This is a genomic window from Flavihumibacter sp. CACIAM 22H1 (genome assembly GCF_001601815.1).
In the GTDB taxonomy this organism is placed as follows: domain Bacteria; phylum Bacteroidota; class Bacteroidia; order Chitinophagales; family Chitinophagaceae; genus Flavihumibacter.
Map to the genome: position 1 here is coordinate 1 of NZ_LUKG01000127.1, position 5,987 is coordinate 5,987.

At 44.9% G+C, this 5,987-nt stretch carries 4 protein-coding genes; 1 reads left to right on the forward strand and 3 read right to left on the reverse strand.

The annotated features are described in order from the left end of the window. The coding region (locus A1D16_RS20710; protein ID WP_290713261.1) for an AAA family ATPase at positions 1–2,364 on the reverse strand (2,364 nt) is incomplete at its 3' end. Positions 2,365–2,572: 208 nt separating this feature from the next. Here A1D16_RS20710 and A1D16_RS20715 point away from each other — a divergent pair. Further along, positions 2,573–3,616 (forward strand): serine hydrolase domain-containing protein, encoded by a 1,044-nt coding sequence (locus A1D16_RS20715; protein WP_290713264.1) that lies wholly within the window; start codon positions 2,573–2,575, stop codon positions 3,614–3,616. Positions 3,617–3,632: 16 nt separating this feature from the next. On the opposite strand, the gene A1D16_RS20720 is transcribed toward A1D16_RS20715, so the two are convergent. After that, positions 3,633–5,543 carry a DUF3857 and transglutaminase domain-containing protein gene (locus A1D16_RS20720; protein WP_290713267.1) on the reverse strand — a complete coding sequence of 637 codons (1,911 nt, stop codon included), beginning with the start codon at positions 5,541–5,543 and terminating at the stop codon, positions 3,633–3,635. Beyond that, on the reverse strand, positions 5,540–5,987 hold a 448-nt coding region (locus tag A1D16_RS20725; protein ID WP_290713270.1), incomplete at its 5' end, for a DUF3858 domain-containing protein. The genes A1D16_RS20720 and A1D16_RS20725, both read right to left, overlap by 4 nt.

Consider the following 5,987-nt stretch of genomic DNA (forward strand, 5'->3'; position numbering starts at 1 on the left):
CTGTAACTGTATCCGGATAATATTTCGGATATCATTTCTCATCAGGGGTTGGAACATGATGATTTCGTCCACCCGGTTCAGGAATTCGGGCCGAATAGTTTGTTTTAATAAATCCATTACCTCGTATTTGGTACGATCGACCACTTCTTCCTTATTATCTTCGGTAACTCCTTCAAAATTCTGTTGAATGATATGGCTGCCGATATTGCTGGTCATGATGATGATCGTGTTCTTGAAATCCACCACGCGGCCCTTGTTATCGGTAAGCCGTCCATCGTCCAATACCTGCAGCATAATATTCCAAACATCGGGGTGGGCTTTTTCAATTTCATCGAGTAATACCACGCTGTACGGTTTGCGCCGAACAGCTTCGGTTAGCTGGCCACCTTCCTCATACCCCACGTAACCGGGAGGCGCACCTACCAGCCTTGATACCGTATGTTTTTCCTGGTATTCACTCATATCAATGCGGGTAATCATGTGCTCATCATCAAAAAGATAAGCTGCCAGGGCTTTGGCCAGTTCTGTTTTACCCACCCCGGTGGTTCCTAAAAATATAAAGGAGCCAATCGGTTTCTTGGGGTCGCTTAACCCTGCCCTGCTTCTGCGGATAGCATCTGCCACCGCGGTAATGGCCTCTTCTTGTCCCACTACCCGCTCATGCAGCTGATCCTCTAATTGAAGCAGTTTTTCTTTTTCGCTCTGCATCATTTTTGCCACCGGAATACCGGTTGCTTTGGCAACTGATTCGGCAATATCTTCCGCATCCACTTCTTCTTTCATAAGCCGGCTGCTGTGTTTGCCATAGGCTACCAGCTCATCCGACAAATCAGCTATCAGCTTTTCCTGTTCCTGGATTTTTCCATAGCGGATTTCTGCTACTTTTCCATAATCGCCATTGCGTTCTGCTTTCTCTGCTTCCAGTTTAAGGGTTTCGATGGTTGCTTTGGCTGTTTGTACTTTTTCCACCAGCTCCTTTTCCTGCTGCCATTTTGCTTTCAGGGTATCCCGTTCCACGCTTAGGTTCCCAATTTCAATACTGAGTTCTTTCAGCTTTTCTTCGTCATTTTCCCGTTTAATAGCTTCCCGTTCGATTTCAAGCTGCCGTATCTGCCGATCGAGTTTATCAAGCTCTTCGGGCATTGAATTCATCTCCAGCCGCAGCTTGGCAGCGCTTTCATCAATCAGGTCAATGGCTTTATCAGGCAGAAAACGATCGCTTATATACCGGTGCGATAATTCTACCGCGGCAATAATGGCTTCGTCCTTGATACGCACATGGTGGTGTGTTTCATACCGGTCTTTAATACCCCGCAGGATAGAAATTGCATCTTCCACATTGGGCTCATCTATCAGCACTTTCTGGAAACGACGCTCCAGCGCTTTATCTTTTTCAAAATATTTCTGGTATTCATTAAGGGTGGTAGCACCAATGGCCCGTAGTTCTCCCCTAGCCAATGCAGGTTTTAGAATATTTGCAGCATCCATAGCGCCCTCTCCACCGCCTGCGCCGATCAGCGTATGTATTTCATCAATAAAGAGGATGATTTCACCGTCGCTTTTAGCCACTTCGTTCACTACCCCCTTCAAACGTTCTTCAAACTCGCCTTTATATTTGGCACCTGCAATCAGCTGCCCCATATCCAGGGCAAATATGATTTTTGATTTCAGGTTTTCCGGCACGTCACCGTTTACAATGCGCATGGCCAGGCCTTCCGCAATAGCCGTTTTACCCACTCCAGGTTCTCCTACCAGTATAGGGTTATTCTTACTTCTGCGGCTCAGGATATGTAAGGTTCTCCGAATTTCCTCATCGCGGCCGATAACCGGGTCAAGCTTTCCATTACGCCCCATCTCATTGAGATTTTTAGCGTATTTGTTGAGTGTATTAAACTGCGTTTCCTGGGTTTGGGAAGTGATATTGCCGGTTTTTCTCAAATCTTTAATAGCAGCAATAAGGCCTTTTTCTGTCAGTCCTGCATCTTTCAGCAATTTTGCCGTACTATCATTGCCCTGTTGAATGGCCAGGAGCAGGTGCTCCGGCGTCACAAATTCATCGCCAAACGACTTAAGGGCAGCGCCCGCCCGAAGTACTACGTTATTAGCATCGCGGCTGATCGACTGGGCAGGATCTGTACCCTGCGCTTTTGGAAGCTTGTCGATTAGCTGATCGAGTTGCTGCTCCAGTTGAGGAACTGTTACTGAATTTTTCTTCAACAGGTATTCAATGGGAGAATCCTGCTGATCGAGCAAAGCTTTTAAAAAGTGCTCGGTTTCAATATTGGTATGCTGTCCATTAAAGGCCAATTGCTGGGCCTGTTGAATGATTTCAGCTGCTTTAACGGTAAAATTATTTAAGTTCATAGTATATTTTCCTGGTTTATTTCTATTCATCAAATGATAATCCAAGCTGACAATCAGGCAATAATGACAGGTAAAAACTTGCGTAAGGTGACGTATCCGCCGGTTTTGTAGAAAAAAACTGAATTTTTTTACAGGATTCATAACCTTGTACCTGTTTTTAACGTTATGGGTTAGTTCCTGTTTTTTAACTTAGAAGATATATCCTCATATGAAAATACTAGCTACCTGCCTGCTAAGTCTCAGCCTTTTAACCGGCTCTTTTTCCCATGCACAGCAACTCAAAAACAACCAGGTAGATATTCCTGCCATCACCAGTGGATTAGAGAAATATAAAAAGGACCTGGGTAATGATTTTGTGGTGATGGTCTATAAAGACGGGAAAGATGTTTATCGTCGTGAATTCGGTGAATTAAGAGCAAGTTCCCAGGAACCCATAGGAGCTGCCAGCCAATGGCTTACCGCGGCGCTGGTGATGAGCTATATTGACGAAGGAAAACTAAAGTTAGATGATAAACTGGGCGATTTTCTTCCCATATACCAGAGCTATAGCAAGGGATATATAACGTTGCGGATGTGTTTGTCGCATACGACCACGATCGAGTCTGACCCGCCCATTTTTCGTACGGCCCTGAAAAAGAAAAAATTTGATACCCTGGAAGAAGAAGTGGCCAGTTATGCAAAGGACAGGAATATGAAAGGCCGGCAGGGAACACAGTTTTACTATGGAACAATCGGGCCCAATATTGCAGGCCGGGTGCTGGAACTAGTGGCAAAACGCCCCTTTGACCGCGTTATGAGAGACCGCTTGGGCAAACAACTTGCCTGGCGCAGGACTAATTTTATGAGCGATGGTGTCTATGCAGAAAACCCTGCTGGCGGGGCCAAAGCCTCTGCAGAAGACTACATGAAGTTCCTGGCTATGTTATTAAATAAAGGCATGGCAGGAGATAAACGGGTATTGAGTGAAGCTGCGGTGAATGAGCTTATGAAAAAACAAACCGGTACAGCCAGTATTGCTTACACTTCTCCCCTTTCGCAGGGTAATGACTATGGATTTGGCTGTTGGATCCAGGAAAGAGACGCAACAGGAAACGGAACCCTTGTAAACTGCCCCGGCATTTCGGGTACCTGGCCCTGGATAAACCGGTCGAAAGGTTATGCGGCCATCATTTTTACAAAAGGTGAAATGCCCGATCAGAAGCGAATGGTTTTTGAAGAAATTCGCGAACTGATCGAGCAGCATATCAATTAAGCCAGCAGCATAACAATTAATTATCGGCCTTTACCAATACCAGTTTAGCCCGATCCGCTACATACATTTTTTCGTAGAACTGCAACAAATCGTTGTAGGATTTGGCCGGAAACCGGCCCCTGCTTAATTCCAGTTTGCGGGTATATACCAGGGTTGATCCCTTGAGTTGCACGGTAACCTCGTACCTGCCAAACGGCGTTTTCAGTTCGGTGTCTTTAATAGAACGTTCAATTTTATACCCTTCCGGAATACTTAGCTGTACGGTATCGTATTCGATTTTTTCCTCGTTCAGGATAATATCGTACAACCGGTTGGTATCTACCGATAATTTATGCTGCCATTTATTCAGTACATTGGGTGTAATAAATAAACGTTTGCCGGTAAACTGGGCATAATGGTCCGCTTTTACCTCGAGCGCTTCCTTAATCTCTGGCAGGGCTCCGGGTACTTCTTTGTACGTAAAACCGGTAATACTATATTGCGGAATAGCAAGGCTGGATTGCAGTTTTTTAAGTTGCTCTTCCTGTGAATAACTATGAATAAACTGATGCAACCGGTCTCCCAAAACGGCCTTATAACTGTTTTCTGCCCGGAGGGTTAACTGCCCTTCTTTATTCAGTTCCCCGATGATTTTAGAATGGTATTGATTTTCTGATTTGCTATACGCCGGGGTTCGGGCCAGTACACCGCCTGCTTCTGTAATAAGCAGTGAATAACGGTTGCCGGTGAAGCTACCCATATAACCCGGCGCAGTAGTTTGGCTGGTGCACTCGAGCCAGACGGTATCTTTTGCCAGTGGTACCACGCAAATTACATGGTTAAAATAGGAGGCCGGAAAATCAACCGGTATATCCCGCTCGCCTTCTCCTGCCCGGATTAATGCATAGTGTGCTTTGACACCTGCTTCTTTTAGCAGGCTCACCATAAAATTACTCAATGCTTTACAATCGCCATAGCCGTTGGCTGCTACATATTTGGCAGAAAAGGGAACCCAACCGCCAACCCCTAACTGTATACCCACATAATGCGTTTTAGACTGCATATACCGGTATAATTTTTCTACTTTTTCCAGGTCAGATTTGCAGCTGGCAGTAATGGCCGCTACTTTTCGCTTCTCTTCCTCGGGTAATTGATCCTGTCCATCGGTAAGGGTTTTAATAAAATTCCCAAACTCTTTCCAGGTAGACATATCGCCTTTGTAATTACCCAGTTTAAACGTGGTAGCTGCCAGTGAAATATAGGGCGATACTTCATGCACGGCCGGGGCTCCATATTCGTCGGGCACGGCGTTGATATTACTGACCGACCAGACTTCCGTTTTCTTTTTACCGGTACTTGTTTTGATACTCATGGCAGGCAGGTTGAATAACCTGGTACGATAGGTATAGTCAGGATCGGAAACAATAACAAAACTGCTGTTTTCCACAGCAATACTTTTTCCTCTCATGGGGCTCCAGCCGGGAAGAAACATGGTTTGATTATTCGTAACCACCGAAATATATTCAATGGTATAAGGATACTCCTTGTGTTCGAACGAATGATACTTTATGCGGTCATCTACCACCATTTGCCCGGCTACATAAGCCGGCCGATCAATAATTTCCCCTTTTTTAAGGTTACGGATTTTGGCACCCATAGCATTGTACAGGGTTCCTTCAATTTTTTCAATGCTGGACAGCTTGGAATAGTTTTCGGCCCAATAAGCATACCTGCTGCCGGCTTCATTGAGCACGGTAAGTACAAAATGTTCACGCACGGTTACCTTGGTTTCGGAATGAATTTCAAGCACCGTTTCCTGCTTACGGATAACAGCATTAGCATATTTAAGCAATGCTTTAGGAATGGTAAAGGAAGGGTATTCATCTGCAAAAGCTGAGGCTGCCAACAGCAGCTGAACAACTAGGAGAATGCTCAGTTTTTGTTTCATGGAGTTGCCTTTTTCAGAACAATCTGTTCGGTCTGTTTTTTAATTATATAGCCAAAAAATTCGCGCAGGTGTTCGTATTCATCCGGGGCAAAATAGGCTTTGGACAACACCACCCGGGTTCTTAATTGTATTCTTCCCGGTTCAGAAGAGATCAGGTACTCAAAATATCCGTCGCCATCATTTAAACCAACTTTCGCTGATTTGGGCATTTCATCTACTTTATATCCCTGGGGAATTTCAAAGTTCAGCAAATAGGTTTCATCAATCCGATAGGGCATTTCAACCGGGTAGGCGCGTTGAGCTGATTGGAAAGGATTGTCCTTAAAAAAAGGATCCAGAACCGGATCGATGTACAAAACATCGTCTTCCTCATTTTTAGCCACAAAATCATAGCTGATCTTGATGGGCAGGTCCTGCTTTTTGAGTGAATCGATTGCTGTATTG